Source organism: Benzoatithermus flavus, from assembly GCF_037908215.1.
GTDB classification, from domain to species: domain Bacteria; phylum Pseudomonadota; class Alphaproteobacteria; order Geminicoccales; family Geminicoccaceae; genus Benzoatithermus; species Benzoatithermus flavus.
Genome location: NZ_JBBLZC010000020.1, coordinates 37,934 through 60,853, shown reverse-complemented (window position 1 = coordinate 60,853; position 22,920 = coordinate 37,934). Strand labels below are relative to the sequence as shown.

At 70.0% G+C, this 22,920-nt stretch carries 28 protein-coding genes; 19 read left to right on the top strand and 9 right to left on the bottom strand.

The genetic code is table 11. From position 1 onward, the window contains the following. Positions 1 to 19: 19 nt before the first annotated feature. Genes U1T56_RS17780 through U1T56_RS17760 form a run of 5 tightly spaced genes read left to right on the top strand, consistent with a single transcriptional unit; the run spans position 20 to position 1,911 of the window. Positions 20 to 448 carry a hypothetical protein gene (locus U1T56_RS17780; protein ID WP_418160834.1) on the top strand — a complete coding sequence of 143 codons (429 nt, stop codon included), beginning with the start codon at positions 20 to 22 and terminating at the stop codon, positions 446 to 448. Between the two features lie 11 nt (positions 449 to 459). Then, entirely contained in the window at positions 460 to 873 is a 414-nt protein-coding gene (flgC, locus tag U1T56_RS17775) for a flagellar basal body rod protein FlgC (protein ID WP_418160833.1), read from the top strand. A 20-nt stretch (positions 874 to 893) separates the two neighbouring features. Then, positions 894 to 1,208 carry a flagellar hook-basal body complex protein FliE gene (gene fliE, locus U1T56_RS17770; RefSeq protein ID WP_418160832.1) on the top strand — a complete coding sequence of 105 codons (315 nt, stop codon included), beginning with the start codon at positions 894 to 896 and terminating at the stop codon, positions 1,206 to 1,208. Next, positions 1,208 to 1,471: a flagellar biosynthetic protein FliQ gene (locus U1T56_RS17765; RefSeq protein ID WP_418160831.1), complete on the top strand. Its 264-nt coding sequence runs from the start codon at positions 1,208 to 1,210 to the stop codon at positions 1,469 to 1,471. The genes fliE and U1T56_RS17765 overlap by 1 nt, the downstream gene beginning before the upstream one ends. Positions 1,472 to 1,485: 14 nt before the next feature. Beyond that, positions 1,486 to 1,911, top strand: a complete 426-nt coding sequence (locus U1T56_RS17760; protein ID WP_418160830.1) for a hypothetical protein — start codon at positions 1,486 to 1,488, stop codon at positions 1,909 to 1,911. 13 nt (positions 1,912 to 1,924) lie between these two features. On the opposite strand, the gene U1T56_RS17755 is transcribed toward U1T56_RS17760, so the two are convergent. The 6 genes from U1T56_RS17755 to U1T56_RS17730 are packed head-to-tail and all read right to left on the bottom strand — an operon-like array spanning position 1,925 to position 6,751. Beyond that, positions 1,925 to 2,752 (bottom strand): hypothetical protein, encoded by an 828-nt coding sequence (locus U1T56_RS17755; RefSeq protein ID WP_418160829.1) that lies wholly within the window; start codon positions 2,750 to 2,752, stop codon positions 1,925 to 1,927. Positions 2,753 to 2,778: 26 nt separating this feature from the next. After that, complete coding sequence (locus tag U1T56_RS17750) at positions 2,779 to 3,801, bottom strand: flagellar motor switch protein FliG (RefSeq protein ID WP_418160828.1); 1,023 nt, start codon at positions 3,799 to 3,801, stop codon at positions 2,779 to 2,781. 10 nt (positions 3,802 to 3,811) lie between these two features. Then, a complete protein-coding gene (locus U1T56_RS17745; RefSeq protein ID WP_418160827.1) occupies positions 3,812 to 4,528 on the bottom strand; it encodes a MotE family protein in 717 nt (238 codons plus the stop codon). 27 nt (positions 4,529 to 4,555) lie between these two features. Continuing rightward, positions 4,556 to 5,086 (bottom strand): DUF6468 domain-containing protein, encoded by a 531-nt coding sequence (locus tag U1T56_RS17740; RefSeq protein WP_418160826.1) that lies wholly within the window; start codon positions 5,084 to 5,086, stop codon positions 4,556 to 4,558. A gap of 20 nt (positions 5,087 to 5,106) precedes the next feature. Further along, a complete protein-coding gene (locus tag U1T56_RS17735; RefSeq protein WP_418160825.1) occupies positions 5,107 to 6,195 on the bottom strand; it encodes a FliM/FliN family flagellar motor switch protein in 1,089 nt (362 codons plus the stop codon). Positions 6,196 to 6,232: 37 nt separating this feature from the next. Further along, the gene (locus U1T56_RS17730; protein WP_418160824.1) at positions 6,233 to 6,751 is read right to left on the bottom strand and encodes a flagellar basal body-associated FliL family protein; all 519 of its coding nucleotides are present in this window, start codon (positions 6,749 to 6,751) and stop codon (positions 6,233 to 6,235) included. A 156-nt stretch (positions 6,752 to 6,907) separates the two neighbouring features. Here U1T56_RS17730 and fliF point away from each other — a divergent pair, with 156 nt between their 5' ends. The 14 genes from fliF (at position 6,908) to U1T56_RS17660 (ending at position 20,323) form a co-directional block, all read left to right on the top strand. After that, positions 6,908 to 8,578, top strand: a complete 1,671-nt coding sequence (gene fliF / locus U1T56_RS17725; RefSeq protein ID WP_418160823.1) for a flagellar basal-body MS-ring/collar protein FliF — start codon at positions 6,908 to 6,910, stop codon at positions 8,576 to 8,578. Between the two features lie 2 nt (positions 8,579 to 8,580). Beyond that, positions 8,581 to 9,354 (top strand): FliH/SctL family protein, encoded by a 774-nt coding sequence (locus U1T56_RS17720; RefSeq protein ID WP_418160822.1) that lies wholly within the window; start codon positions 8,581 to 8,583, stop codon positions 9,352 to 9,354. Then, a complete protein-coding gene (gene fliN / locus U1T56_RS17715; protein WP_418160821.1) occupies positions 9,351 to 9,659 on the top strand; it encodes a flagellar motor switch protein FliN in 309 nt (102 codons plus the stop codon). Before U1T56_RS17720 ends, fliN begins: the two co-directional genes overlap by 4 nt. A gap of 40 nt (positions 9,660 to 9,699) precedes the next feature. Next, positions 9,700 to 9,927, top strand: a complete 228-nt coding sequence (locus tag U1T56_RS17710; RefSeq protein ID WP_418160820.1) for a helix-turn-helix domain-containing protein — start codon at positions 9,700 to 9,702, stop codon at positions 9,925 to 9,927. Continuing rightward, a complete protein-coding gene (gene fliP / locus U1T56_RS17705) occupies positions 9,924 to 10,709 on the top strand; it encodes a flagellar type III secretion system pore protein FliP (RefSeq protein ID WP_418160819.1) in 786 nt (261 codons plus the stop codon). The genes U1T56_RS17710 and fliP overlap by 4 nt, the downstream gene beginning before the upstream one ends. Before the next feature lie 938 nt (positions 10,710 to 11,647). After that, positions 11,648 to 12,643, top strand: coding sequence for a flagellar hook-length control protein FliK (locus U1T56_RS17700; protein WP_418160818.1), 996 nt, complete (start codon positions 11,648 to 11,650; stop codon positions 12,641 to 12,643). Between the two features lie 12 nt (positions 12,644 to 12,655). Further along, on the top strand, positions 12,656 to 13,336 hold the full coding sequence (locus U1T56_RS17695; protein WP_418160817.1) for a flagellar hook assembly protein FlgD: 681 nt from the start codon (positions 12,656 to 12,658) through the stop codon (positions 13,334 to 13,336). 50 nt (positions 13,337 to 13,386) lie between these two features. Next, positions 13,387 to 14,262 carry a flagellar motor stator protein MotA gene (gene motA / locus U1T56_RS17690; RefSeq protein ID WP_418160816.1) on the top strand — a complete coding sequence of 292 codons (876 nt, stop codon included), beginning with the start codon at positions 13,387 to 13,389 and terminating at the stop codon, positions 14,260 to 14,262. Between the two features lies 1 nt (position 14,263). Further along, the gene (locus tag U1T56_RS17685; protein ID WP_418160815.1) at positions 14,264 to 15,112 is read left to right on the top strand and encodes a flagellar motor protein MotB; all 849 of its coding nucleotides are present in this window, start codon (positions 14,264 to 14,266) and stop codon (positions 15,110 to 15,112) included. Between the two features lie 98 nt (positions 15,113 to 15,210). After that, positions 15,211 to 16,470 carry a flagellar hook protein FlgE gene (locus tag U1T56_RS17680; RefSeq protein ID WP_418160814.1) on the top strand — a complete coding sequence of 420 codons (1,260 nt, stop codon included), beginning with the start codon at positions 15,211 to 15,213 and terminating at the stop codon, positions 16,468 to 16,470. 19 nt (positions 16,471 to 16,489) lie between these two features. Then, positions 16,490 to 17,950: a flagellar hook-associated protein FlgK gene (gene flgK / locus U1T56_RS17675; RefSeq protein ID WP_418160813.1), complete on the top strand. Its 1,461-nt coding sequence runs from the start codon at positions 16,490 to 16,492 to the stop codon at positions 17,948 to 17,950. A gap of 19 nt (positions 17,951 to 17,969) precedes the next feature. Beyond that, positions 17,970 to 19,016, top strand: a complete 1,047-nt coding sequence (locus tag U1T56_RS17670; RefSeq protein WP_418160812.1) for a flagellin N-terminal helical domain-containing protein — start codon at positions 17,970 to 17,972, stop codon at positions 19,014 to 19,016. Between the two features lie 19 nt (positions 19,017 to 19,035). Beyond that, positions 19,036 to 19,749, top strand: coding sequence for a hypothetical protein (locus tag U1T56_RS17665; RefSeq protein WP_418160811.1), 714 nt, complete (start codon positions 19,036 to 19,038; stop codon positions 19,747 to 19,749). 133 nt (positions 19,750 to 19,882) lie between these two features. Then, the gene (locus U1T56_RS17660) at positions 19,883 to 20,323 is read left to right on the top strand and encodes a response regulator (protein ID WP_418160810.1); all 441 of its coding nucleotides are present in this window, start codon (positions 19,883 to 19,885) and stop codon (positions 20,321 to 20,323) included. Positions 20,324 to 20,491: 168 nt separating this feature from the next. Here U1T56_RS17660 and ccmI read toward each other — a convergent pair whose 3' ends face one another. Genes ccmI through U1T56_RS17645 form a run of 3 tightly spaced genes read right to left on the bottom strand, consistent with a single transcriptional unit; the run spans position 20,492 to position 22,919 of the window. After that, positions 20,492 to 21,880 (bottom strand): c-type cytochrome biogenesis protein CcmI, encoded by a 1,389-nt coding sequence (gene ccmI / locus U1T56_RS17655; RefSeq protein WP_418160809.1) that lies wholly within the window; start codon positions 21,878 to 21,880, stop codon positions 20,492 to 20,494. Further along, positions 21,877 to 22,359, bottom strand: a complete 483-nt coding sequence (locus U1T56_RS17650; RefSeq protein ID WP_418160808.1) for a cytochrome c-type biogenesis protein — start codon at positions 22,357 to 22,359, stop codon at positions 21,877 to 21,879. The genes ccmI and U1T56_RS17650 overlap by 4 nt, the downstream gene beginning before the upstream one ends. After that, positions 22,356 to 22,919 (bottom strand): DsbE family thiol:disulfide interchange protein, encoded by a 564-nt coding sequence (locus tag U1T56_RS17645; RefSeq protein WP_418160807.1) that lies wholly within the window; start codon positions 22,917 to 22,919, stop codon positions 22,356 to 22,358. The genes U1T56_RS17650 and U1T56_RS17645 overlap by 4 nt, the downstream gene beginning before the upstream one ends. Position 22,920 lies beyond the last annotated feature (1 nt).

The following is a 22,920-nucleotide window of genomic DNA, read 5'->3' as shown; positions in this document are numbered from 1 at the left end:
GAACGAGCTGGCACGCAGGATGTCCTTCCTCGACGTCGATTTCTTCACGGTGGCGCTGCAGCGCATGCGCCATGCCGTGGCGCGGCAGCAGGTGATCGCCCGCAACGTCGCCAATGCCGACATGCCGGGTGCCCGGGCATACGATATCGGCAGCTTCGATTTCGCCCGCGAGCTCGAGCGCGCGCGCACGCAGCACGACGGAGCTGTCCGTCAGGATCCCGCGCTGCTCTGGTGCACCCGGCCCGGCCACATGGCGGCCGGCGACGAGAGCGGCTTTGCCGCGGGCCCGGCCCAGGAGAGCTGGGACGAGCTCCCGCGCGGTGGCGACATCGCGCTCGAGCAACAGATGCTCGCCATGACCGAGACCAAGCTCCAGCACGACTCGGCGCTCGCCTATTACCGGAAAGCGGCCGAGCTCGTGCGCACGGCCACGAGTACCAAGATCTGAGGACGGCGGACGTGAGCAACGATCTGTTCCGCGCGCTCGGCACCTCGGCCAGCGGCCTGCAGGCGCAGAGCACCCGGCTCCGGGTGATCGCCGAGAACATGGCCAATGCCGACACGACCGGTGCTGCGCCCGGCGAAGCGCCCTACCGGCGCAAGACCGTGACCTTCCAGAGTGTGCTCGACGAGGAGAGCGGTGCGGAGAGGGTCGCGGTCGAGCAGATCGCCGAGGATCCCTCGCCCTTTCGCGAGGTCTACGAGCCCGGCAATCCGGCGGCCGATGCTCGGGGCTATGTCCTGAAGCCCAACGTGAACGCGCTCGTCGAGATGGTCGACATGCGCGAGGCCTCGCGGTCCTACGAGGCCAACCTCAAGACCCTCGAGACCAGCCGCGACATGCTGCAGCACGCCCTCGACCTCCTGCGCTGACCCGTCATCACGCAACGCCCATGAGCTTCTCGCCTGCCGGCCTCTATGCCAACGTCGCCCGCCTCGGCGGCTCGTCCGCGCTCGCGGGCACGGACAAGACCGCCACGCCCCAGAACGTCCGCTCCTTCGCGGATGCCCTCGCCGAGGCCACCCGCCGCGCCATCCGGACAGTGCAGGCGGGCGAGGCTGCCGCCATGCAGGGTGTCGCCGGCACCATGGACACGCACCAGGTCGTGGCGGCCATGACCCAGGCCGAGCTCACCATCCAGGCGACGGTCGCGATCCGCGACAAGATGGTGCAGGCCTACCAGGAAATCATGCGGATGCCGGTGTGATGAGCGAGGCCGACGTCCTCGCCGTGTTCCAGGATGCGCTCTGGACGACGCTGCTCGCGATCGCTCCCGCCATGGCGGCTTCGGTCGTGGCCGGCCTCGTCGTGGCGCTGGCCCAGGCGGTGACGCAGGTTCAGGAGAGCACACTCACCTATGTTCCCAAGATCGTGGCCGTGTTCGTGACCTTGGCGCTCACCTCCACCTTCATGTACCAGCTCGTCGCCGGGCTCATGGAGCGCGTGGCCGACCGGATCGTGGCGCTCTAGGTGAGGAGAGTCCGATGCGGCGGCGCGATGTCGAGATGCTGCGGCGGGTGGCGAGCCACGCGCTCGATCGGAAGCGGCAGGCGGTCCGCGAGCAGACCGAGGCCGTGGATGTCCTCGAGGCGGCGATGGCCCGGATCGAGCAGGAATCGGCCGACGAGCGCGGGCGCGCCGAAGGTGATCCACGCAGCATGCTGCTCCTGCCGGACTATCTGGAGGAGCAGCGCAGTCGGCGCCATCGGCTCGCGGCCGACCTCGCCGCCGCTCGCGAGGAGCTCGACCGGCGGGTGCGGGCGGCGCACGAGGCCTGGCTCGAGGTGCGCCGCCTGGACGAGATGCTCGCTCGGATCGAGGCGGCCGGGCGGGCGGCGCTGGCGCGGCGCGAGGCCACCTTCCTCGACTGGCTGGCCGAGCGCCAGCACGCGCGCGTCCGGAAGGACTGATCGGGCCGCCGGCTCAGCCGTCCTCGTCCTCCTCCTTCAGGAGCTCGATCAGCCGCCAGCGCAGCCTTGGCCACGCGGTCCGCAGCCGGTCGATGCGGCGCCGCAGGCGCCAGAGCTTCCGCCCGTATCGCTCCCGTACCGGTACGGGCAGCGCCGCGATCCAGGCCGGCCAGGGCAGCTCGAGCACGAGCTCGACGCAGGATCTGGCGCCGAGATCGCAGCCGTCCCGATGCAGGATCGTCAGGCCCGTGCGGCCGAACGGCGCCGGGGACTCCGCCTCCTTTTGGTCCGGCATCTCGGCATCGTATGACGTCAGGCCCTCGGCCCAGAGCCCCGTGCCGGCATCGCTCACGACGAGCAGAAGACGCCCGCCGGGCCGCAGGGCGCCGAGTCCCTGCCCGATGAGTCGGGACCTCTCGGGGCCGGGCAGCCCCATGACGTCGTCGTCGAGGACGACCGCGTCGACGGGCTCGATCATGACCATCGGCCCGAGCGCCCCGGCCGGATCCGCCGTATCGCCGAACGCCAGGAAATCGACCGGTCCCACGGCCGGGGATCTCTCGGCGAGCGCTTGCGCCAGGAAGCCCTGCTCGCGACCGATGCCGAGCACGGTCCAGCCTTTCGGCACGAAGCGCTCGAGGAGCAGCGCCATCCTCTCCTTGAGGGCGCTTGTGCTGAGCTCTAGGATCACGGAGTCGCGCGAGGGGACCTGCTCGGGAGGCTGCGGGAGCAGGTCGGCCGGCTCGTGCGTCACCGGAGCGGTCGGGACTGCGGCGAGCCTGGGGCCGAGCAACCGATGGCTGCGGTCCGGCCCCGGAATGCCGGGCGGGAGACGGATCATGGGCCGGCTCCGGCTCGCTCAGCCGCTCACCCGACCCAGCCGCCGTCGTCCTCGCCGGATGCCGTGATCTCGCCTCTTGCGATCAGCTCCTTGCAGATGTTGACGATCTGGCGGCGCGCATCCTCCACGTCGCGCAGGCGGACCTTGGGCATGCCGTTGATCTCCTCGCGCAGCATGCGCGCGGCGCGTTCGGCCATGTTGCGCAGGAAAAGATCCATCATCTCGGGTGCGGCGCCCTTGAGTGCCAGAGGCAGCAGTCCCGGCGGCAGCTCCTGCATCAGGATCTGGATGCCGGCATCGTCGATGTTCTTGAGGTCGGCGAAGGTGAACATGAGCGAGCGGACGCGCTCGGAGCTCTCCGGCATGTCCTTGTCGAGCGAGGCGAACATGGCGCTCTCGAGCTCGTGGTCGAGATGGTTGAAGATCTCGGCGAGGAGACCGTGATTGTCCGCCATCCGGTTCTGGCCGATATTGATCAGGAACTCGGTGCGCAGCACGCGCTCGACGTCGTCGACGACCGGCTTCGCCACCGGCGTCAGGTTGAGGATGCGCTTGACGATGTCCTCGGCCAAGGGCCGTGGCAACTGTTGCAGCACGCGCGCCGCCTGTGCGGGGGGCAGCCGGGTCAGCACGAAGGCCGCGGTCTGCGGGCTCTCGGCGGCGAGGAAGGCCGCGACCTGCGCATCTGGAACGCTCTGGAGCTTTTCCCAGATGCTGCACCCGGCCGCACCTTTGAGCTCCTCCATGAGCGTCCGCACCCGCTCGGGCGGCAGGACCGAGAGCAGGATCTGCTCGGCCTGCGCCACCGAGCCGAACACGTCCGAGCTCTGGATCCGGCTCACGAAGGTCGCGAGCAGGCGCTCGACCATGTCGCCCGAGACCAGGCCCATGGTCATCATCGCCCGGACGATCTCTTTCTGCTCGTCCTCGTCGAACCGCTCGAGCAGCTTGGCTGCGTGGGTTTTGCCCACCGCGAGCATGACGATCGCCACCTTCTCGGGTCCGGTGACGCCGTTGAGGCGGGTGGTGATCGCGTTGATGCGTGCCATGGGCGACCTGCTAGCGCTGGGATACGGGCTGGCTCATCGGGTTGGGCACGAGCGAGCGGATGGTGAGGGTGATGCGCGCGGCCCGGTCCGAAGGCATCGCCGCGAGGACGGCGGCGGCCTTGCGCTCCTCCATGGCAGCCGCGATCCGGGCCGCCACCGTCTCGTCCATGCTCGTGAGAATCGCCGCGGCCTCGGTCGGCTTCATGTTCTCGAGCAGCAGCTTGGGCTTGGCGATCTCGGCGGCCGACGCATTGGCGTAGCTCTTGAGCTGAGCGCCCAGCGCCTCGAGCTTGGCGACGGTCTCGTCGAGCCGTTTCGCCACGGCCGAACGGGCGAGATCGACACCCTTGGGCGGTGCGGCGGGCGCCGGCGCCGGCCGGGGGCGCTGCCTCAGCTCCTCGAGCAGACGGGCCATTTCGCTCTCCACTTGGTCTCGAACCGTCGCCGCAGCCGGAGCCGTGCCGGAGGCTGCCGGCAGGGCCGCCGGCAGAGCGGCTGGCAGCGCCGCCGCCGATGCGGTCGCAGGCGGCGGCGTGACGGGAGGCTCCGCGGGCTTGCGGGGTGGCACCGCGCCGAGGGCGGTCACGGGCGGCATGACCGCGTTGCGGAGATTGGTGATCAGCGCCTTCCAGTCGGTGTGAGCGAGCTGCCAGCCGTGGGCGCCGACGGCGACGAGCGCGCACACCGAGATCGAGGTCTGAAAGGACGGGCGGAAGGAGATGGGCATGGGTCTCTGGCTCCTGGTGCCGGCGCTTCAGGTCAGCTCCGGGCGGTCCTCGTGGGCGTTTGCGGCCGTGGGCGGCACGGTCGGGCGCCCGCGGAACATCTTCTTGCGCGGGATAGGACGGTTCGCCGCGGCCGGCTCCGGAACCGGCTTCGGCTCCGGAGCCGGCTCGACCCGCTCCTTGCGCGCCGCGACCCGTGCCGGTGCCGGCTGCTCGTCGAGCAGCGGGCGCGAGACCACGTGAGCGAGCCGGGCCGCGGCCTCGATCCGATCGGCCACCCGCTCGCCGCTCGCGATCACGAGCTCGAGCTCGTGCAGGAGGGCTTCCGAGCGTGCGACCGACTGCTGCATCTCGGGAAGGGCGGCGCGGGTCGCCTGCGAGATGCGCGCGATCTCGGCCTGCGCTACGCCGATCTGCTCCTGGAGCTGCCCGATCAGGGCGCCCATCTCGGCACGAGCCTCCTTGAACCGCTCGATATGGCGCGAGGCTCGCCGCCACCACACGAGCCAGGCCGTGAGGAAGCCGATCAGGATCATGTTCATGATGGTCGCAAGCAGCATCTCTCGGTTCCCTTGGCCCTTCAGCCGTCACGCAGGATCTTCTGCTCGAGGCAGACCGCGACCCGGCCCGCCTTCTGCCCCGTCAGCCCTTTCCACGCCGCCATGCCGCCGTAGACGACATCGATCAGCGTCTCCGGCGTCGCATCGAGGGCGAGGTGGCTGCCCACGCGCCACGCCAGGACCTCGCCCAAGGTTCGCGGCCGCGTCGGCAGGAGGGCGACGACCTCGACCGGTGTCGTGACGAGCTGCGAGCGCAAGCGCTCCTCCCATTTGGCGTCGGCCGTGCCGCGCTCACCGTGGCGCTGGTGGCTGAGCTGCTCGCGCACGGGCTCGAGCGTCGCGCGCGGCAGCACGATGTCGATGATCCCGGAGCGGCGGTCGATCTGGATCTTGTGCCGCATCTGGACGACGACGTCGGATTCCCGGGCGAGCCCCACGAAGCGCGGGTTCACCTCGGTAGCTTTCACCGTGAAGGTGACGTCGCTCAAGGCGCTGAATACCGCACCCAGGTCGTCGAGCACGATCTGGATCGTGCGCTCGATCATCTTGTGCTCGATCGCGGTGAACTGTCGCTGGTCGAGCTTGGCGCCACCGTCGTGCCTGCGCCCGCCCATGAGCAGCTCGACCAGGTTGTGGACGAGCGCTGCGTCGACCAGCACCATGAGCGAGCCGTTCCACTCGCGGGCCTCGGCGACGCCGATGATCACCGGCAGCGGCACGCGATTGATGTAGTCGCCGTAGCGCAGGATCTCGACCCGGTCGGTGATGTCGACGTTGTCGGCGACGAGCTTTCTCAGGCTGATCGTGAGCCGGCTGCGCAGGCGATCGCTGATGAGGGCGAGCTTCTGCGGGCTGACCTGGCTCACGATGCTGCCGGCCATGACTGCCTCGACGGTGGTCTTGGCAGTCGGTTCCTCGGCGGCGGGCCCACCGTTCAGAAGGGCGGCGATTTCCTCGTCGGACAGTTCGGAGCCGGCGCTCGGGTCGACGCTGCCGAAGGCGAGCGCCGCGATCTCCTCGTCGGTCAGCTCGCGGTCGAGATCGACCGGCGAGCTGGCGGCAGCAGGGGAGGGCGCGGCTGCCTCGCCGTCTGCGGAATCGGGGGTCATGCTCGGGTCCATGGTGTGCCGTCGGGATGCTTGCGGGTCACTGCAGGATGAAGCCGCTGACGAGGACGTCCCGGATCCTGGCCGCGGGGAACAGATCGCGCGCGATGGCGAGCACCCGTGCCCGCATCGTCCACATGCTGGCGGCACTGCCGAGATCGGCCATGTTCTGCGAGGCGAGCCAACGGCGGACCTCCTCGCCGAGCCGCTGCAGATCGGCCTCGGTCGGCAGCGGCTCCTTGCCGGGCAGGGCCTCGAGCGTGAGCCCGACACGGGCCACGTGCGGCGGGTCGGCGAGGACGGCCACGATCTCCGGCACCGGCAGATAGCGGGCTTCGACCGAGGGTAGAGGACGGATGCCCTCTGCCTCGTGGGCCTGCGGCTCCTTGTCGTCCTGTCCGACCGGCTCCGGCTGCAACCACTGCGTCCAAGCGACCCAGCCACTGGCGCCCAGAGCGCCCAGGAGCGCCACCGCGAAGCCGGCCAGGAACAGCCGCCGCCTGCTTCGCGGCGCTGGCGCAGCGCCGGTCTGCGCCGACTTCGAAGGGGATTCCGCCATGGTTTTCCGTCAGGCTCGGGTTCGGATACCCGTCTATAGACCACTCTTGGCGTGAAGGAAAAAACTTCGTACAAAGGATTCGTCAACCGGAATTCATTGATCCGGCGACATTGAATCCCTGATATCCATACGAGCCCCACACGGTCGCATACCACCATGAATTTTGAGAAGCTGACCCGTCCCAGGCTGGCAGCGCTCGGCGCCGTGGGCGTGGCGTTGATGGGGCTCTTCGCCTGGCTGATGCTGGCGCAGCCGGAGACGAGCAACCGGGTGCTGTTCGGTGGCGTGGCGCCCGGCGACGTCGCGGCCATGACCCAGATCCTGGACGGGGCCGGCATTCCCTACCGGCTCTCGTCCGACGGCGGCTCGATCATGGTGCCGGAGCAGGATCTCGGTCGCGCGCGCATGCTGGTGGCGGGGCAGGGATTGCCGAGCCAGGGCTCCACCGGCTACGAGCTCCTGGACAAGGCGCAGACCCTGGGCTCGACGCAGTTCCGCGACGAGGTGACCTATCTGCGCGCCCTCGAGGGCGAGCTCGCGCGCACGATCGCCTCCTTGAGCGGTGTGCGCGCGGCCAAGGTCCACATCGTCATGGCCAAGCGCGAGCCGTTCTCGCGCGACTGGACGCCGCCCTCGGCCTCGGTGCTGCTCACCGTGATCTCGCCCGACCTCGTCGGACGGCAGCAGGTGGCGGCGATCCGCCACCTCGTCGCTTCGGCGGTGCCGCGGCTCAGGATCGAGAACGTCTCGATCGTCGACAATTACGGCAATCTCCTGGCCAGCGCCGACAGTGGCGAGGGTGCCGATCTCGATCGCAACGACCAGCGCCGCATCGCGCTCGAGGACCGGATCGCGCGGGCGCTCGAGGAGCAGCTCACGCCGATCGTGGGCGCTGGCCGGGTGCGGGCCAAGGTCTCGGCCGAGCTCGATCTTTCGAGCGAGCGGAGCGTTCAGGAGAGCTACGACCCGATGGGGCAGGTGCCCCGCTCGCAGCAGACCGAGACCGAGCGCGAGCGCAGCACCGATACCAAGCAGAACGTCTCGGTCGAGAAGGATCTGCCCGAGAACGCCGGCAAGCCGCCATCGGGCGGCGCCAGGCAGACCGAGCAGGATCGCAGCAAGCAGACCATCAACTACGAGATCGGCAAGACCACGCGCGAGTTCGTGGCGGGCAGCGGCAGGATCAAGCGGCTCTCGATCTCGATCGCGGTCGACGGCGTATGCGAGGTCGACGCGCAGGGGCGGACCAGCTGCCGGCCGCGCACGACCGAGGAGCTGGCCCTGCTCGAGCGCCTCGCCCGCGCCACGGCCGGCTTCTCCGCCGAGCGCGGTGACACGTTCGAGATCGCGAGCATGCCGTTCTCGGCGCTCGAGCCCAACATCGTGAGCGAGGCGCCGCCGGCCCCGCCGCCGACGCTGCTCGACGTCCTGCGCGCGCATCTCGTGCTCACGGTCTTGGGGGTGGTGACCGTCCTCCTGCTCTTGGGTACCCTCCTGCTCGCCCTACTGCGGGCGCGCCGGCGGCGCGCCGAGGCCGAGGCCAGAGCGCTCGCGGCCGAGGCGGAGGCCAAGGCGGCGCTCGAGGCGGCCGAGGCCAGGGCGCTCGAGGCGGCCGAGGCCGCAAAGCAGCTGCCGCAGCCCGAAGACCAGCCGTTGCTCGCCGTCAGCAGCGAGGCGGGCGAGGGCGTGGTCGACCTCGGCGGCAACGTCCAGGGCGGGGTGCGCCGCGCCACCATCCAGCAGGTGCAGCAGATCATCGACACCAACCTCGATGAGGCCGTGGCCTTCCTCAAGATCTGGCTCCACGACAAGGCCAAGGCGCGCTGACCATGCCGCAGCCGTTCCCGTTCACGCGTGACTTCGATCGGCTGCCGCCCCAGTCGGCGGCGAAGCCGACCGAGAAGGCCGGGGCGGAGGAGCGCGCGGCGCGCCGTCAGGCCGCTCTGGAGCGGGCGCGCGCCGAGCTCGAACGGAAGCTCGCCGATGCCCGCCGGCAGGGGCACGAGGAGGGCTTCGCGAAGGGCGTGGCCGAAGGCAGAGCCGCTGCCGAGCAGGATCTCGCGGGCGAGGCGCTGCGTCTGGCACGGGCCTTCGCGGATGCCGTCCTGCCGCTCCAGGCCGCGATGGAGGAGCAGGTGGCGCGTGTCGTCGCCGAGGCCGGCAGCTTCGTGGCCCAGGCGGTGGCGAAGCTCCTGCCGGGCCTGGAGGCGCAGCTGGGGTCCCTCCGCCTCGAGCGGTTCGTCGAGGAGGCGCTGCGCTCGGCGCCCAGAGCCTCGAGCATCGTTCTCAGCGTGGCTCCCGATGCGTGCGAGCGCACGCGCATGGCCCTGACCCGGCTGGCCCCGGCCATCGGCAGCACGGCGCGCGTGGAGATCAGGCCGGACCCGACACTCGCCGCTGGCACCCTGCAGGTGAGCTGGGAGCAGGGCGGCATTGCCCTGTCGCCGGCGAGCCTCGCCCGATCCATTCTCGACGCCTGCCGGATACTCGCCGGTGAGGCCGAGCTTCCCTCCCCGGAGGCGGCCGCAGCACCCGGGCCGGCCGAGCCGCTGCGCCGCACGCCCCGCCGTCGCAAGCCAGCCAACCCGGAAACGTCGTCATGAGCGAGACCATCGCGATGCCGTCCTTCGACACCAGGGTCGGGCCGCCGCCCTTCGACCTGCCGCTCGTCGCGGTCGAGAACGTCCAAGTTACCGTCGCGGTCCAACTCGGCCGCGTCACCATGACCGTGGGCGAGCTGCTCAAGATGGGGCGGGGTTCCGTCATCATGCTCGAGCGCAAGGTGGGCGAGCCCGTCGAGGTGCTCGTCAACGGCCGGCCGGTGGCGCGAGGCGAGCTGGTCCTCAACGACGGCCAGCTCGGCGTCACCCTGATCGAGATCGTGAAGCAGTCCGGCGAGGCGATCTGAGTCGCCGGAAAGACATGATGCGAGCCGTGCGAGAACGAACGTGAACCGCTTCGACGACAACGACGCCCCGTCCACGGAAGAACTCGTCCGCCCGCTTGTCGGGCGGAACATGGCCGAGGTAGAGCGCGCCCTGGTCCTGCAGACGCTCAAGGCTTGCGGTGGCAACCGCACCCATGCGGCGCAGATGCTGAGCGTGTCGGTGCGCACGATCCACAACATGCTGCGGCGCTGGCGCACCGGGCCCGGCAACGGATCCGGACGGGCATGAGCCGCCGCCACGCGCTCGCTCTCGTCTGCGGCGTGGCCGTGACGTTCCTGGCCGCGCCCGCACTCGCGGCCGGGCCGCTCGAGGCCTTGAGCGACCAGCTCGAGGGCGGGCTGACGCCCGCTCTCCTGCAGCTCGTCACGCTCATCACGGTCCTGGCGCTCGTGCCGAGCCTTCTCGTCATGGCGACGAGCTTCACGAAGTTCGTCGTGGTGCTCTCGGTGCTGCGCAGCGCTTTGGGCCTGCAGCAGTCGCCGCCCAACATGGTGATCGTCGGGCTGGCCATGTTCCTCACCCTCTTCGTCATGCAGCCGACCTTCGAGCGGGCCTGGCAGGAAGGGATCGGGCCCTACCTCGAAGGCTCGAGCTCGCCCGAGGCGGCGTTCACGAGCACCCTCGAGCCGTTCCGCAGCTTCATGGCGGCGAACGTCCGGGAGAAGGATCTCGCCCTCTTCGAGGAGCTCGCGGCCAGGCGCCACGCAGCGTCGCTGGCAGCAGGAACGGAAGGGACAGCACCGGCGGAGGCCGCCGCGGCCGACCGGCCGGCGCTGACCACCTTGATCCCGGCCTTCATGACCTCCGAGCTCCGCAAGGCCTTCACCATCGCCTTCCTGATCTTCGTCCCGTTCCTCGTGATCGAGATGATCGTGTCCTCGGTCCTCATGGCGATGGGCATGATGATGCTGCCGCCCGTGGTCGTGAGCCTTCCCTTCAAGCTGATCTTCTTCGTCCTGGTCGACGGCTGGTGGCTGCTCGGTGGCAGCCTGGTCCGTAGCTACGGCTGAGCGAATACGAATCCTTGCGTCACAATCTCCAATGGATCCATGAAGAGGATTCTTGCTAGCTCTCGTTCACACGGAACCGGATCCACATAGGATTCCCGACGATGCTGCCGATCTCCCCGACGATGTCGGCCGGTACGACGAGCACGGGCATGCCGAGGTCCGCCGCACCCTCCGATGCGGCGTCGGTGGCTTTCAGCCTGCTGCTGGGCGGCGGTGCGGGTGAACCGGGGGCCGATTCCGGCTTCCTCGGCATCGAGGACGGAGCCGAGAGACCTGTGCTCCGATCGGCGGGCGAGGAGAGCGCCGAAGAGGCCGGCGCCGATCCCGAGCTTGCTGCCGGCGGGGATGCCGGCAGCGGAGCCGGGAATCCCGTCGTCGGTCTTCTGGCCGCGCTCTCCGGCATCGGTCAGCCATTGCCTGCGCCGCCTCCGGCCGTATTTCCTTCCACGCCGCCGATCGCTGCGGGCAAGATGCCGACGGTAGCCGACCGCGCCGATGCCCTGGCCGTCGGAGCGGACGGCGGTACGTCCTCGCCGCTTGGCGGCGACATGGGGACCGAGCCCGCCACGGCCACGGGATCCCTGGCTTCATCCCTCGTCGGCGTTGGCCAGATGCCTTCTCCGATCGCGTCCGCTTCCGCATCGCCTGTCGCCCCCCTGGACGTCGTCGGTGGGCCGTCGCCGACGGCGAGTAGCGCCGAGGTCCCGACCGTCGAAGCAGGCAGCAGCGCATCCTCGCTGCTTCCCGCCGATGCGGGAGCCGATGCTGCCACGGCCACTGGTCTCCTGGCTGCATCCGCGGATATCGGTCGGACGCCGGTTCCGGTCGCGCCTGCTCCCGCATCGCCTCCTGTCCCTCCGGTCGCCGCCGATGGGACGGCACCGACGACGGACGGCGCCGATCGGTTCCCGATCCCCGGGACCGGCGATGGAACGGCTGTGCCCTCCGGTGACGTCCTCGCGAGCGATCCGGCGACCGCCCCGGCAACGGGCCCGACGGCTGCCGATCCGACGAGCGATGTTGCCGCGGGCACCCCGGTGCTGGAGCTGCCGAGCTTCGTGCTGCCGGCTGATCTCCTCATCGAGCTGGTGCCGCCCGCTGCGCCCGAAGCCGACGGAAGCGACACCCGGATCGCACCGGCCGAGCCCGCGATCGAGCCGACGCCCGCCGTGGAGCCGCCGGCAGCAACTCCTGCGGCGCCGGTGCCCGCGCGTGCTGCGCCCGCTGCCGACGCGCCGTCGCATCCCGCTGCACCGGCGGATGCCGCGGACGAGCCCGATGCGGTGCCGGTGCGGGCGGAACGAGCCGATTCACCCGACAGGCCGGAGTCCGGCACCCGCGAGACGGCGTCTGCCACGACCACCGGGCCGGCCGAACGATCCCGCGCCGAGCCGTCGCCCACGCCGCAGCCCGATCCTGTGCCCGTCCGCGAGGCGCGGCCGGCACCCGAGATGACCACACCCGCTGTGAAGCCCGCCGAGCACGGCGCCGCTGCCGCGATCGAGACGCGGCTGACCATCGACCAGATTCCGATCCGGATCGCGCACGCGGCGACGCACAACGAGCACCGGATCACGATCCGGCTCGACCCGCCGGACCTCGGCCGGATCGACGTCACGCTCGATGCCCAAGGCGATCTCGTCCGCATCGCCATGGCAGTCGAGCGGCCGGAAACGCTCGATCTCCTGCGCCGCGACAGCCAGGCGCTCGACCAGGCGCTCGCCCGCTCGAACCTGCGGCTCGACGGCGGGCTCGAGTTCTCTCTGCGGCAGGACGGCCAGCGCTTCGGCGGTGAGCCGCGCGGCTCGGGCGAAGGGCGCCATCAGCCTTACGCCTCCGTCTCCGCCCGCGCCGAGGCCGCCGAGGAAAGCACGGCACCGGCGGTCCGCCCAGTCCAACGGTCGGGCGACGGCTCGATCGACATCATCGTCTGAGGAACCCGTTCGATGACGACCGTCTCCAGCGCCGGTGCTGCGGCCACCACGGCCGGCCAGGTGGCCAAGGCCGCCTCGTCCAGCGTCGCCGGCGACCTGCAGAGCTTCATGAAGCTGCTCGTGACGCAGCTCCAGAACCAGGACCCGTCGGCCCCGGTCGACAGCACGCAGTTCGTCACCCAGCTCGCCATGTTCGCCCAGGCCGAGCAGGCCGTGAACGCCAACAACAAGCTCGATACGATCGTCGGCATGGTGCAGGGCCAGGTCCTCTCCACGGCATCGAGCTTTCTCGGCAGGACGGTCGTGGTGCCGAGCGACGCGGTCGCGTTCGACGGCCACACACCCGTGCGCTTCTCCTACACCGTGCCGGGCGATGCGAGCTCCGTCACGGTCCAGGTGCTCGACGCCTCGGGTCGGGCGGTGCGGACCGTCACCGGCGCCGCGGCGGCGGGCGACTACGACGATGCCTGGGACGGGACGACGGACGCGGGCGGCACGGCGCCTGCCGGCAACTACACGCTCAAGGTCACGGCAACTGCTGCCGACGGCACGCCGCGCACCCTCGACACGACCGTTTCCGGCAGGGTGGACGAGCTGCGGCTCGTGAACGGCGCCGTGATGGCCGTCGTCGCCGGCAAGGAGATCGGCATCGACAGGATCACGAGCGTCGGCCCGACGGCAGGCACGTCGTGACCGCTCCCGCGACGCGACAGAGACGAAAGACGGTCTGAAGGTCGACGGTGATGCTGGTCCCGATCGGTTTCGTCGTGGTGCTGAGCTGCGTCTTCGGTGGCTACTGGCTGGGCGGTGGCCATCTCGAGGTCGTCCTCCATGCGCTGCCGCTCGAGTTCATGGTGATCGGCGGCGCCGGCATCGGCGCCTTCCTGATCTCGAGCGACGGGCATCTGCTCAAGGAGACGGCCAGGAACTTCAAGCTCGTCTTCGCTGGTCCGAAATACAAGAAGGCGCATTACATCGAGATCCTTACTCTGCTCTTCCTCATCTTCAAGACCTTGAAGACGAAGGGACCGAAGGCGATCGAGAAGGACATCGAAGCGCCTCACGAGAGCGAGCTGTTCAAGAGCTTCCCGCTGTTCCAGAAGGATCACCATGCGGTGACCTTCGTCTGCGACTATCTCCGCCTGATCGTGCTCCGCGTCGAGAACCCGCTCGAGATCGACGCGCTCATGGAGCAGGAGCTGGGCGTCATCAGCGAGGAGCTGCACCACGGCAGCCATGCGCTCCAGACCGTGGCGGACGGCCTGCCGGCCCTGGGCATCGTCGCCGCCGTGCTCGGCGTCATCAAGACCATGGGCTCGATCGACCAGCCACCTGCGATCCTGGGCGAGATGATCGGCTCGGCGCTGGTCGGCACCTTCCTCGGCGTGTTCCTGTCCTACGGCATCGTCGGCCCGTTCGCGTCCAAGGTGAAGGGCATCCACGACTCCGACTGTAAGTACTATCATGCCATCCGCGCCGCCTTCATCGCGCACTTGAACGGCAGCCAGCCTGCGATCGCGGTCGAGTTCGGCCGGAAGGTGATCGCCGACACGGTCCGCCCGAGCTTCGCCGAGCTCGACGAGGCCGTGACCAGCATCGGCCAGAGCAAGGCTGCCTGACGTGAGCAGAAAGCAGAGCAGCCCGATCATCGTCATCAAGCGCCCGAAGAAGGGTGGCGGCGGCCATCACGGCGGCGCCTGGAAGATCGCCTATGCCGACTTCGTCACGGCGATGATGGCCTTTTTCCTCCTGCTCTGGCTGCTCGGCGCCACGACCGAGGAGCAGCGCAAGGGCATCAGCGACTACTTCAACGTCGTCACCAACTCGGGCGGCGGCTCGAACGGCGTGCTCCAGGGCAAGGTGATCGACATCGCCGGCGGGCAGCGGACGGCCGCCACGCCCAGCGGCATGACGCCGATCGTGCTGATGCCCGCACCCGGCCTCGGCCGGCCCCTGCCGCAGCCGACCGACGACGGCGCGAGCCGCGAGGAGGCCGCCTTCGCCGAGATCGAGCGCAACCTCGAGGCCGCAGTGAAGGACTCGCCCGAGCTCGCCGGCAACATGCTGGTCGAGCGCACGCCGGACGGCTTGCGCATCCAGCTCATCGACCAGGAGCGCTCGCCCATGTTCGCCTCGGGCAGCGCCGTCATCGTGCCGCGCATGGAGCAGCTCCTGAAGCTCGTCGCCGCCATGGTGGCGCGGGTGCCGAACACGATCGCCATCGGCGGGCATACCGATGCCCATCCGCTCCAGCGCGGCGACTATTCGAACTGGGAGCTGTCGGCCGAGCGGGCCAACGCCGCGAGACGCCTGCTCGTGGCGAACGGCGTGCCGGAATCGCGAATCGTGCGCGTGCTCGGCCTCGCCGATCGCCAGCCCCTGATCAAGGACGACCCCATGGCGGCCAGCAACCGGCGCATCAGCATCCTCTTGATGTCGATGCGCGCCGCCAAGGACGCCGCGTCATGAATTCTTCCGCGGGCTCGCCAGAAGCTCGGGCGCAGGATGCCACAAGGCGGCCCGGCTCGCTTTTCTACCTCTCCTCTCCTTCCGGCAAGGAATGCACCATGTCCATCCAAAGCGCTCTCCAGGCGGGTGTGTCGGGCCTCGGCGCCCAGTCCCGTCGCTTCGCCGCGATCGCCGACAACATCTCGAACGCGCAGACCGCAGGCTACAAGCGCTCGGTGGTCGAGTTCACCACCCGGGTCGTGGATGCCACGGCCCGGAGTGCCACCTACGATACCGGATACGCCGCCGGCGGCGTCGCCACGCTCGTCAACCGCGAGATCGACCGGGCAGGAAGCATCCAGAGCACGTCGCGCTCGACCGACCTCGCGATCAACGGCAGCGGCTTCTTCGTCGTCCGCGGCGGGACGCCCGCGAACCAGGCCGACGAGCCGCTGCTGCTCACGCGCGTCGGCGGCAGCGCGCTGGACGCCGAAGGTTATCTTCGGCTCGACAGCGGCTACTACCTGCAGGGCGTGCCGCTCGACAAGGACGGCAAGATGGTCTCGCAGGTCCCGCAGTCGATCCAGTTCGACTGGCAGCCTTCGAGCCCGAAGCCCTCGCAGAACATCACCTTCAAGGACAACCTGCCCGCCTCGCTCGCCAGTCAGGCCGTTCAGGGCGAGCCGCTCGAGACCGCCGTCACCTACGTGGACGAGCTCGGCGCCACCAAGACGCTGCAGTTCGTCTGGACGCCTTCGGCGGGTGGTGTCCCCAATAGCTGGAATCTCGCCATCTACGACATCGATGCCGACCCGGCACGGACGGCGCCTCTCTACGACCAGAACATCGCCTTTGAGGCCACGGGCGCCAATGCCGGCCTGCCGGGCGCGATTCCAGGAGCCGATGCGGATGGCAAGATCACGCTGACGACCGCTACCGGACAGACCATGAGGCTCGACCTGCAGATCACCCAGTTCGACTTCACCTATGCGCCCACCTTCTCGACCGACGGTGTGACCGCCTCCGACTTCTCCCACATCGACGTCGACGAGGACGGCACGGTCTATGCGGTGTTCAAGAACGGCGCGCGCGAGCCACGCTTCAAGCTGATGATGGCCGACGTCGCCAACCCGAGCGGGCTCGAGCCGCTCGACGGCAACGCCTATGCCATCACCCAGAACTCGGGCCCGCTGCTCCGCCGCTTCGCCGGCGACAGCGGCATCGGCACCATCCGCTCCTATGCGGTCGAAGGCTCGAACGTCGACATAGCGGACGAGCTCACCTCCATGATCACCACGCAGCGCGCCTACTCCGCCAACGCCTCGATCGTGACGACCTCGGACCAGATGCTCCAGGAGCTCACGAACCTGAAGCGCTGACGCGAAGGAGTTCCCGTCGATGATCAGCTCCGCCATCGCGAGCGCTCTCGCCGGCCTGCAGATCGCCTCGCGTCGCACCGAGATCGCCGCGCGCAACATCTCGGGCAGCACGGTCGAGGGCTATGTCCGCAAGGAGGGCCGGTTCAGCTCGGGCCCGCTCGGCCTCCAGTATGACGGCATCATCCGGGCCGCCGACCTGCCGCTGGCACGAGAAGCCGGCCAGGAGCGCGCCGGCCTCGCGGGCATGGAGGCGGAGCTGACCGCCCGAACCTCGCTGGTCCAGCGCCTGGGCGACCCCAGAACCGGCAACGATCTCGGCTCGTCGCTGACGCGGCTCTCCCAGGCCCTGACCCAGCTCGGCAACCGGCCGGACGACATCGTCCTGCAGCAGGAGGCGGTGGACAGCGCCGGCGAGACCGCGCGCTTTCTGAACTCGCTCTCGAAGGAGGTCCAGAACGAGCGGCTGTTCGCCCAGCGTTCGATCGCGGCCGACGTGGCCACCGCCAACGACCGGCTCGCCGCGATCCAGAAGCTCAACGAGGAGATCCGGGTCGTTCCGCCCCAGGGCGACGCCTCGGATCTCCTCGATGCGCGCGACAAGGCCGTGCAGGAGCTCACGACGATCCTGCCGGTCCGCGTCAGCCAGCGGCCCGACGGCACGGTCACGCTCCTCACCGAGACGGGCGTGACCCTCCTCGACGAGAAGGTGCACGAGCTGCAGTTCGCAGGCGGCGATGCCATGGGACCGGAACTCGCCTACGACCGCGGCCGGGGCGGGCTGCCCGGCCTTACCGTCGACGGCATCGACCTCACGCCGGGTTCGGGCGCGCCACAGGCGATCCGCACTGGCCGGCTCGCCGGCAGCTTCGCCGTGCGCGACCAGGTGATGCCGCAAGCGCAGCGCCAGCTCGACGCCCTCGCGAGCACGCTGGCACGGGCCTTCCAGCAGGCGGATGCGACCATCGGCGCCTCGACGCCGCAGGCCGGTCTGCTCGTCGATTCCGCGGCGCCCGACGCCGGCATGGGTGCCGGCACGGTCACCGGCCTCGCTGGGCGCCTGACCGTCAACCCGCGCGTCGATCCGGCACGGGGCGGCGAGGTCTGGCGGGTGCGGACCGGCGTGAACGCCACGAGTCCCGGCGAGGTCGGCGACGGAGATCAGGCCCGGCGCTTCGCCCGGATCTTCGAGCAGAGCTACGACTTCGATCCGGCGGCAGGGCTCGCGAGCAACACCTCGCTGATCGCCTACGCCAACCAGATCACCGATGCGCAGCAGGCCGGAAAATCGGCACTCGAGGCGAACAAGAGCTACCAGAGCTCGCTCGTGACCTCGCTCGAAGCCCGGCTCGCCGACAACCAGGGGGTCGATCTCGACAAGGAGCTGCAGGACACGCTCCTGTTCGAGCGCTCCTACGCCGCCTCGGCCCAGGTGCTGCAGACGGCGACCAGGATGCTCGACGAGCTCCTGCAGCGGATCTGACCGGCGGACGGAGGCAAGCATGAGCACGATCTCGACCTTGGGCCAGCATCTGCGCCTGCAGGCGCGTATCCAGGCGACCCGCTCGGAGCTGAACCGGCTCACCGAGGAGGTGGCGAGCGGTACCCATGCCGATTACTTCGAAGGCCTCGGCACCCAGTCCGGCCGTGGCCTCGCGATGCGCAGCGCCTACCAGCAGGCGATCTTCTACCAGGACGCGGCTGCCGTCGTCGCGAGCCGGCTCGAAGGTCAGCAGCAGGCGATCGGGCAGGTCAAGGACATCGCGCAAGCCGTCCGTGACCAGATGCTGTCCGTGCAGTCCGGCAGCGCCGACCAGAACGCGGTCCGGGTGATCAGCGATGGTGCCGCCGGCTACCTGGCGCAGATGCGCGCCACCCTCAACCAGACCTATGCCGGCCAGTATCTGTTCTCCGGGCCCGCCACCGCCACGGCGCCGGTGCGTGCACCCGACGAGGCCAACGCCGACGGCAACTCGCTCCAATCGGTGATCGCGGCGATCAAGTCCGGCTACGACCTCGAGACCACCGAAGGGATGCAGGGCTTCCTCGACGAGGTGCACGCGGTCTTTGCGGGCACGCATCCCAACCCGGCCTGGAACTTCGACAAGCTCGTCTATGCGGGTTCCATCACGGGGACGATGAGCGGCATCATCGACAGCGGGCTCGAGGTCAGCACGGACGTGCGCGCCAACGACCCGGCCTTCAAGACCGTGCTCGAGGCGCTGAGCGTCGCCGCCGCCGTGCCGGCCAGGGAGGCGAGCGCTGCGAGCTATCGGCAGCTCGCCGGCGTTCTGGCCAGCCGCCTGACCGAGGGTGTGAGCCGGACCCTCGATCTCGCCGCGACCGTGGGCCACCGTCAAAGCGTGGTCGAGGACACCAAGGACCGCCACGATCGGATGGCGAGCCTGCTCGGCGCCGGGCTGAGCGAGCTGGAATCGATCGACGACTACGCGGCCTCGACACGGCTGAGCGAGCTGCAGACCCAGCTCGAGACATCTTATGCGGTGACGGCGCGGCTCGGCAGGCTGTCCCTCGTGAGCTATCTCTGAGCCGCTCTCCGCTCGCGCCATGACGGCGAGTCCGCACGAGCGCCCGTCGGCGGTCCTTCCGCTCGTGGCACGGGCGTGGCGCCTCCTCGGCTGCCTGGCGCTGGCGGCGGTGCCGGTGCTCGCCGCCGGCCTCGTTGCCACGCTCGATTCCGGCGCCACAGCACCCGGCGAGGAGCTGCCGGCGCGTGTCGCCCTCACCCGGAACGGCCTCGTGCTCGAGGGCCGGATCACACCCGCCACGCTTCCCCGCTTCGCGGCCGTGCTCGCTGCCGCGGTCCTGCTCGACCCGGACGGTCGCACCGTCCTCGAGCTCGACAGCCACGGCGGCAATCTCGATGCCGCCCTGCTCATGCGCCGTCTCGTGCTGCTGGCCGGCAGGCTCACCGGGATCGAGACCCGGGTCGGGGCCGGCCGGTCCTGCCAGTCGGCGTGCGTCGTCCTGTTCGCCGCCGCCCCTGAGCGCGCCGCCGCCGCCTCGGCGCTGTTCATGTTCCACGCCCCGACCTTCGCCGGCGAGGCCGACCCCGGCTTCGCGAGTCGCATTGCCGTTACGGCGGAAGGCTCCTACCTCCGGGCGCTCGCCGCGGCCGATCCGCACCTCGTCCGGGCGCTGGAGGCGGGTGGCGTCTTCGACAGCGCCGAGCCCCGCTTCGCCACCGCGCGCGAGCTCGTCGCGGGCGGCTGGCGCCTCGTCACCCGGCTTGAAGGCGAGAGCCGGCGCGAGGGGGGCTGACGCCTCGCTCTCTTGAAGGAATATTATCCTATCAGGTCCGGCTGCCCCTTCCTCGCCCAGGCGCCGGCACGGGCTTGACCCTCCATCCTCCGGTATGACAGAATTACTAGTCATTCATCGGGTGAAGCAGGGCATGTCATCTTCGATCCCTTCTGACCGTAGGACGCGGTGGAAGGTTCTCATCGTCGAAGACGAGCTCATCGTCGCCTATGATCTCGCAGGCAAGCTGCGGACGGCGGGCTTCGGGGTCCTGGGCCCGGTCGCCACGGTCGAGGACGCGCTCGCCTACCTCCGGAGCACCGCCCGTCGCCCCGATATCGTGCTGCTCGGCGTCGCACTGGGTGATGGCTGGTCCACGCCGGTGGCCGAGACCCTGTGCAGCCGCGGCATCCCCTACGTGGTCACCACGGGCTATGATCGTGAGGAGCTGCTCGAGCCTGTTCTGCAGGATGCGCCCTATCTTCCCAAGCCCGTCAGCGCGGCGAAACTGAGCTTCGTCATCAGCGGCATCGCCGGCCGAGCACGGTGCGATCCGGCGGTGCTTGCCCGCCCGGCCGGGCATTCTACCGTATAATCCTATTCAGCCATTCTGTTCTCATCGCTGGCTGGGGGAGAGTTCCCGCGAGAGCATCAGCCGCATGGTGATCGAGGGTTGGATCATGTTGCGGAGCACGACGTTCGGTCTGCCCGACGAGCCTGTCGCCGGCGATCCTGCTCGCTGCAGCCTGCTCGGCGTCGTGGCTCACCCGCCGAGCTGGTCTAGGCGCGACTTGACCTCCGCGTACTCGGGGCGGCTCGGGTCGAGTTTGGCGAGCACCTTCTGCCAGTTGGCGCGGGCCTCGTCCTTCCTGCCCTCCTGGAGCGCGCGGATGCCGAGATACCACCAGGCCTCGGGATCACCGGGCTCGAGGCTCGCGGCCTTGCTGTAGAGCTCGGCCGCCTTGTCGCCGATCTCGGGCAGGCCGGTCTCGGGGCGCACGGGACCGAGGAGGGTCGCGGCGTAGCCCTTGAGGAGCACGGGTACGTCGGGATGGAGCGAGAGCGCCTTCTCGAAGGTGGCCTTGGCGCGCTCGGCATCCCCCAGGACGAGGCGCGCCTGGGCCAGCCGCAGCCAGCCTTCGACGTCGCTGCCGTCGGCGTCCATCCGGGCCTGCAGCTTCTCGACCATGCTGCGGATGAAGGTCTCGCGCTTCTCGGGCGACATGGCCTGAATCTTTGCCACGTCCTCCTGGCTCGGCTGGGCGGCGGTCGCAGGCGGGGTCGGGATCTGGGCCAGCACGGCCTCGGGATCGAGCTCGAGCTCGCCCGCCGCCTCGCGGATCGCGTCGACCACGCGCGGACGCCACGGCGCGTCGGCCGGGGTCGCGGCCAGGAGCTTCCGCCAGCGCTCGAGCGCCATGTGATAGTCGCCGGCCTGGGCGTCGGCCCAGCCGAGATAGAAGTCGGGGCGGGGATCTGCGGGATCGCGCTCGGCTACGCGCTGGAACAGGCCCTTGGCCTCGGGCGTCACGATACCCTGCGCCGCGGTGACGAGGGCCTCGGCCAGCCCGCCTTGCGCGCGCGGATCGTCCGGCTTCAGGGCAACCGCCCGGCGATAGGCCTCGACCGCCTCCTGCGGCCGGCCGAGCACGCCCTTCGAGCGGCCCAGCATCAGCCAGCCCTCGACATCGCCCGGGTTCTGCTGCAGCCGCGCCTCCAGCCCGGCCACCATCTGCCGGATGTCGGGCCGGCCCGGATCCTGCTGCCGGTCCTGGCGCGACGCGATCGGCTGGTCGGGCAGATCCGGAGAGCCGAGGATCCCGTAGAGGCCGGCGGCGAGGAGAGGTACGGCCAGGGCCGCGGCCAGGACGGGCCCGTGTCGCCCGGCGGCCGCCGGTTGCTTGGCCTCGGGATCGAGGCTGCCGGCGGCGCGCAGGAGACGGCGCTCGACCTCGAGCCGGGCGGCCTTCGCCTCGGCCGGTGCGATCAGGCCGCGCTCGAGGTCACGGTCGATCTCGGCGAGCTGGTCGCGATAGACGTCGAGCTCGAAACGGGCGCGCTGCGGCGTGTGCTGGCGGCGGAACACGGGCCAGAGCACGGCGCCCACGGCGATCACGGTGAGGACGGCGAAGACGAGGAAAAGGCTGTTCATGGCTGGCCCGTGCCGCCGTTCTCGGCGAGCAGACGTTGGAGGCGCTCGCGCTCGGCCGGGTCGAGCTCCGGCTCGGCCGAAGGACCGGCGCGGCCGCGGAAGAAGGCGACGGCAAGGCCGGCACCCAGGAGCAGCACCGCGGGCGGCCCGAACCACAAGAGCCAGGTGACCGGCTTCACGGGCGGCTTGAGCAGGACGAAGTCGCCGTAGCGCTGGGTGAGGAAGTCCAGGACCTGCTGGTCGCTGTCGCCGGCGAGGATGCGCTCGCGGACGAGGCGGCGCAGATCCCGAGCGAGATCGGCATTCGAGTCGTCGATCGACTGGTTCTGGCAGACGAGGCAGCGCAGCTCCTTGCCGAGTGCCCTCGCCCGCGCCTCGAGGGCCGGATCCTTGAGCATCTCGTCGGGCGAGGTGATCGCCAGCGCCGGGCCGGTGGCGACGAGGAGCAGGGCGAGGAGGGCCGGAAGGATGCGGGTCACTTCAGCTTCTCGAGCAGCGGCAGGATCTTCTCCTCGACGTCGCGCGGCTGCAGCGGCCCGACATGGCGGTAGGCGATCCGGCCGTTCTTGTCGACGACGAAGGTCTCGGGCACGCCGTAGACGCCCCACTCGATCGCGACCCGGCCGTCGCGGTCGGCACCCAGATGCTGGAAGGGGTCGCCCAGCTCCCGAAGCCACACCCTCGCGTCCTCGGGCTTGTCCTTGTAGTCGATGCCCTGGACCGCCACACCCTGCTCGGCCAGCCGGCTGATCACCGGGTGCTCGATCCGGCACGGCACGCACCAGGAGGCGAAAACGTTGACCAGCGTCGGCCGGCCGCCGAGGTCGGTGCTGGCGAACCCGTGATCGTCGCGGCCCTCGAGCGGCGGCAGGGCGAAGGTCGGTGCCGGCTTGCCGACCAGCGCCGAAGGCAGCGTGCTCGGGTCGCGGCTGAGCCCGATCGCGAGGAACACGCCCGTGAGCGCGAACAGCACGAGGGGCACGATGAAGAGGAGAGGCCGGCGCCGCGCCGGCTGCGGATCGGTTGCGGCTTCGCTCATG

Bases quoted from the DNA above. Each gene is read 5' to 3' on its own strand.
- U1T56_RS17780 (WP_418160834.1), top strand. From the start codon at position 20: ATGTCCTTCCTCGACGTCGATTTCTTCACGGTGGCGCTGCAGCGCATG.
- fliE (WP_418160832.1), top strand. From the start codon at position 894: ATGAGCTTCTCGCCTGCCGGCCTCTATGCCAACGTCGCCCGCCTCGGC.
- U1T56_RS17765 (WP_418160831.1), top strand. From the start codon at position 1,208: ATGAGCGAGGCCGACGTCCTCGCCGTGTTCCAGGATGCGCTCTGGACG.
- U1T56_RS17760 (WP_418160830.1), top strand. From the start codon at position 1,486: ATGCGGCGGCGCGATGTCGAGATGCTGCGGCGGGTGGCGAGCCACGCG.
- U1T56_RS17755 (WP_418160829.1), bottom strand. From the start codon at position 2,752: ATGATCCGTCTCCCGCCCGGCATTCCGGGGCCGGACCGCAGCCATCGG.
- U1T56_RS17750 (WP_418160828.1), bottom strand. From the start codon at position 3,801: ATGGCACGCATCAACGCGATCACCACCCGCCTCAACGGCGTCACCGGA.
- U1T56_RS17745 (WP_418160827.1), bottom strand. From the start codon at position 4,528: ATGCCCATCTCCTTCCGCCCGTCCTTTCAGACCTCGATCTCGGTGTGC.
- U1T56_RS17740 (WP_418160826.1), bottom strand. From the start codon at position 5,086: ATGCTGCTTGCGACCATCATGAACATGATCCTGATCGGCTTCCTCACG.
- U1T56_RS17735 (WP_418160825.1), bottom strand. From the start codon at position 6,195: ATGACCCCCGATTCCGCAGACGGCGAGGCAGCCGCGCCCTCCCCTGCT.
- U1T56_RS17730 (WP_418160824.1), bottom strand. From the start codon at position 6,751: ATGGCGGAATCCCCTTCGAAGTCGGCGCAGACCGGCGCTGCGCCAGCG.
- fliF (WP_418160823.1), top strand. From the start codon at position 6,908: ATGAATTTTGAGAAGCTGACCCGTCCCAGGCTGGCAGCGCTCGGCGCC.
- U1T56_RS17720 (WP_418160822.1), top strand. From the start codon at position 8,581: ATGCCGCAGCCGTTCCCGTTCACGCGTGACTTCGATCGGCTGCCGCCC.
- fliN (WP_418160821.1), top strand. From the start codon at position 9,351: ATGAGCGAGACCATCGCGATGCCGTCCTTCGACACCAGGGTCGGGCCG.
- fliP (WP_418160819.1), top strand. From the start codon at position 9,924: ATGAGCCGCCGCCACGCGCTCGCTCTCGTCTGCGGCGTGGCCGTGACG.
- U1T56_RS17695 (WP_418160817.1), top strand. From the start codon at position 12,656: ATGACGACCGTCTCCAGCGCCGGTGCTGCGGCCACCACGGCCGGCCAG.
- motA (WP_418160816.1), top strand. From the start codon at position 13,387: ATGCTGGTCCCGATCGGTTTCGTCGTGGTGCTGAGCTGCGTCTTCGGT.
- U1T56_RS17680 (WP_418160814.1), top strand. From the start codon at position 15,211: ATGTCCATCCAAAGCGCTCTCCAGGCGGGTGTGTCGGGCCTCGGCGCC.
- flgK (WP_418160813.1), top strand. From the start codon at position 16,490: ATGATCAGCTCCGCCATCGCGAGCGCTCTCGCCGGCCTGCAGATCGCC.
- U1T56_RS17670 (WP_418160812.1), top strand. From the start codon at position 17,970: ATGAGCACGATCTCGACCTTGGGCCAGCATCTGCGCCTGCAGGCGCGT.
- U1T56_RS17665 (WP_418160811.1), top strand. From the start codon at position 19,036: ATGACGGCGAGTCCGCACGAGCGCCCGTCGGCGGTCCTTCCGCTCGTG.
- U1T56_RS17660 (WP_418160810.1), top strand. From the start codon at position 19,883: ATGTCATCTTCGATCCCTTCTGACCGTAGGACGCGGTGGAAGGTTCTC.
- ccmI (WP_418160809.1), bottom strand. From the start codon at position 21,880: ATGAACAGCCTTTTCCTCGTCTTCGCCGTCCTCACCGTGATCGCCGTG.
- U1T56_RS17645 (WP_418160807.1), bottom strand. From the start codon at position 22,919: ATGAGCGAAGCCGCAACCGATCCGCAGCCGGCGCGGCGCCGGCCTCTC.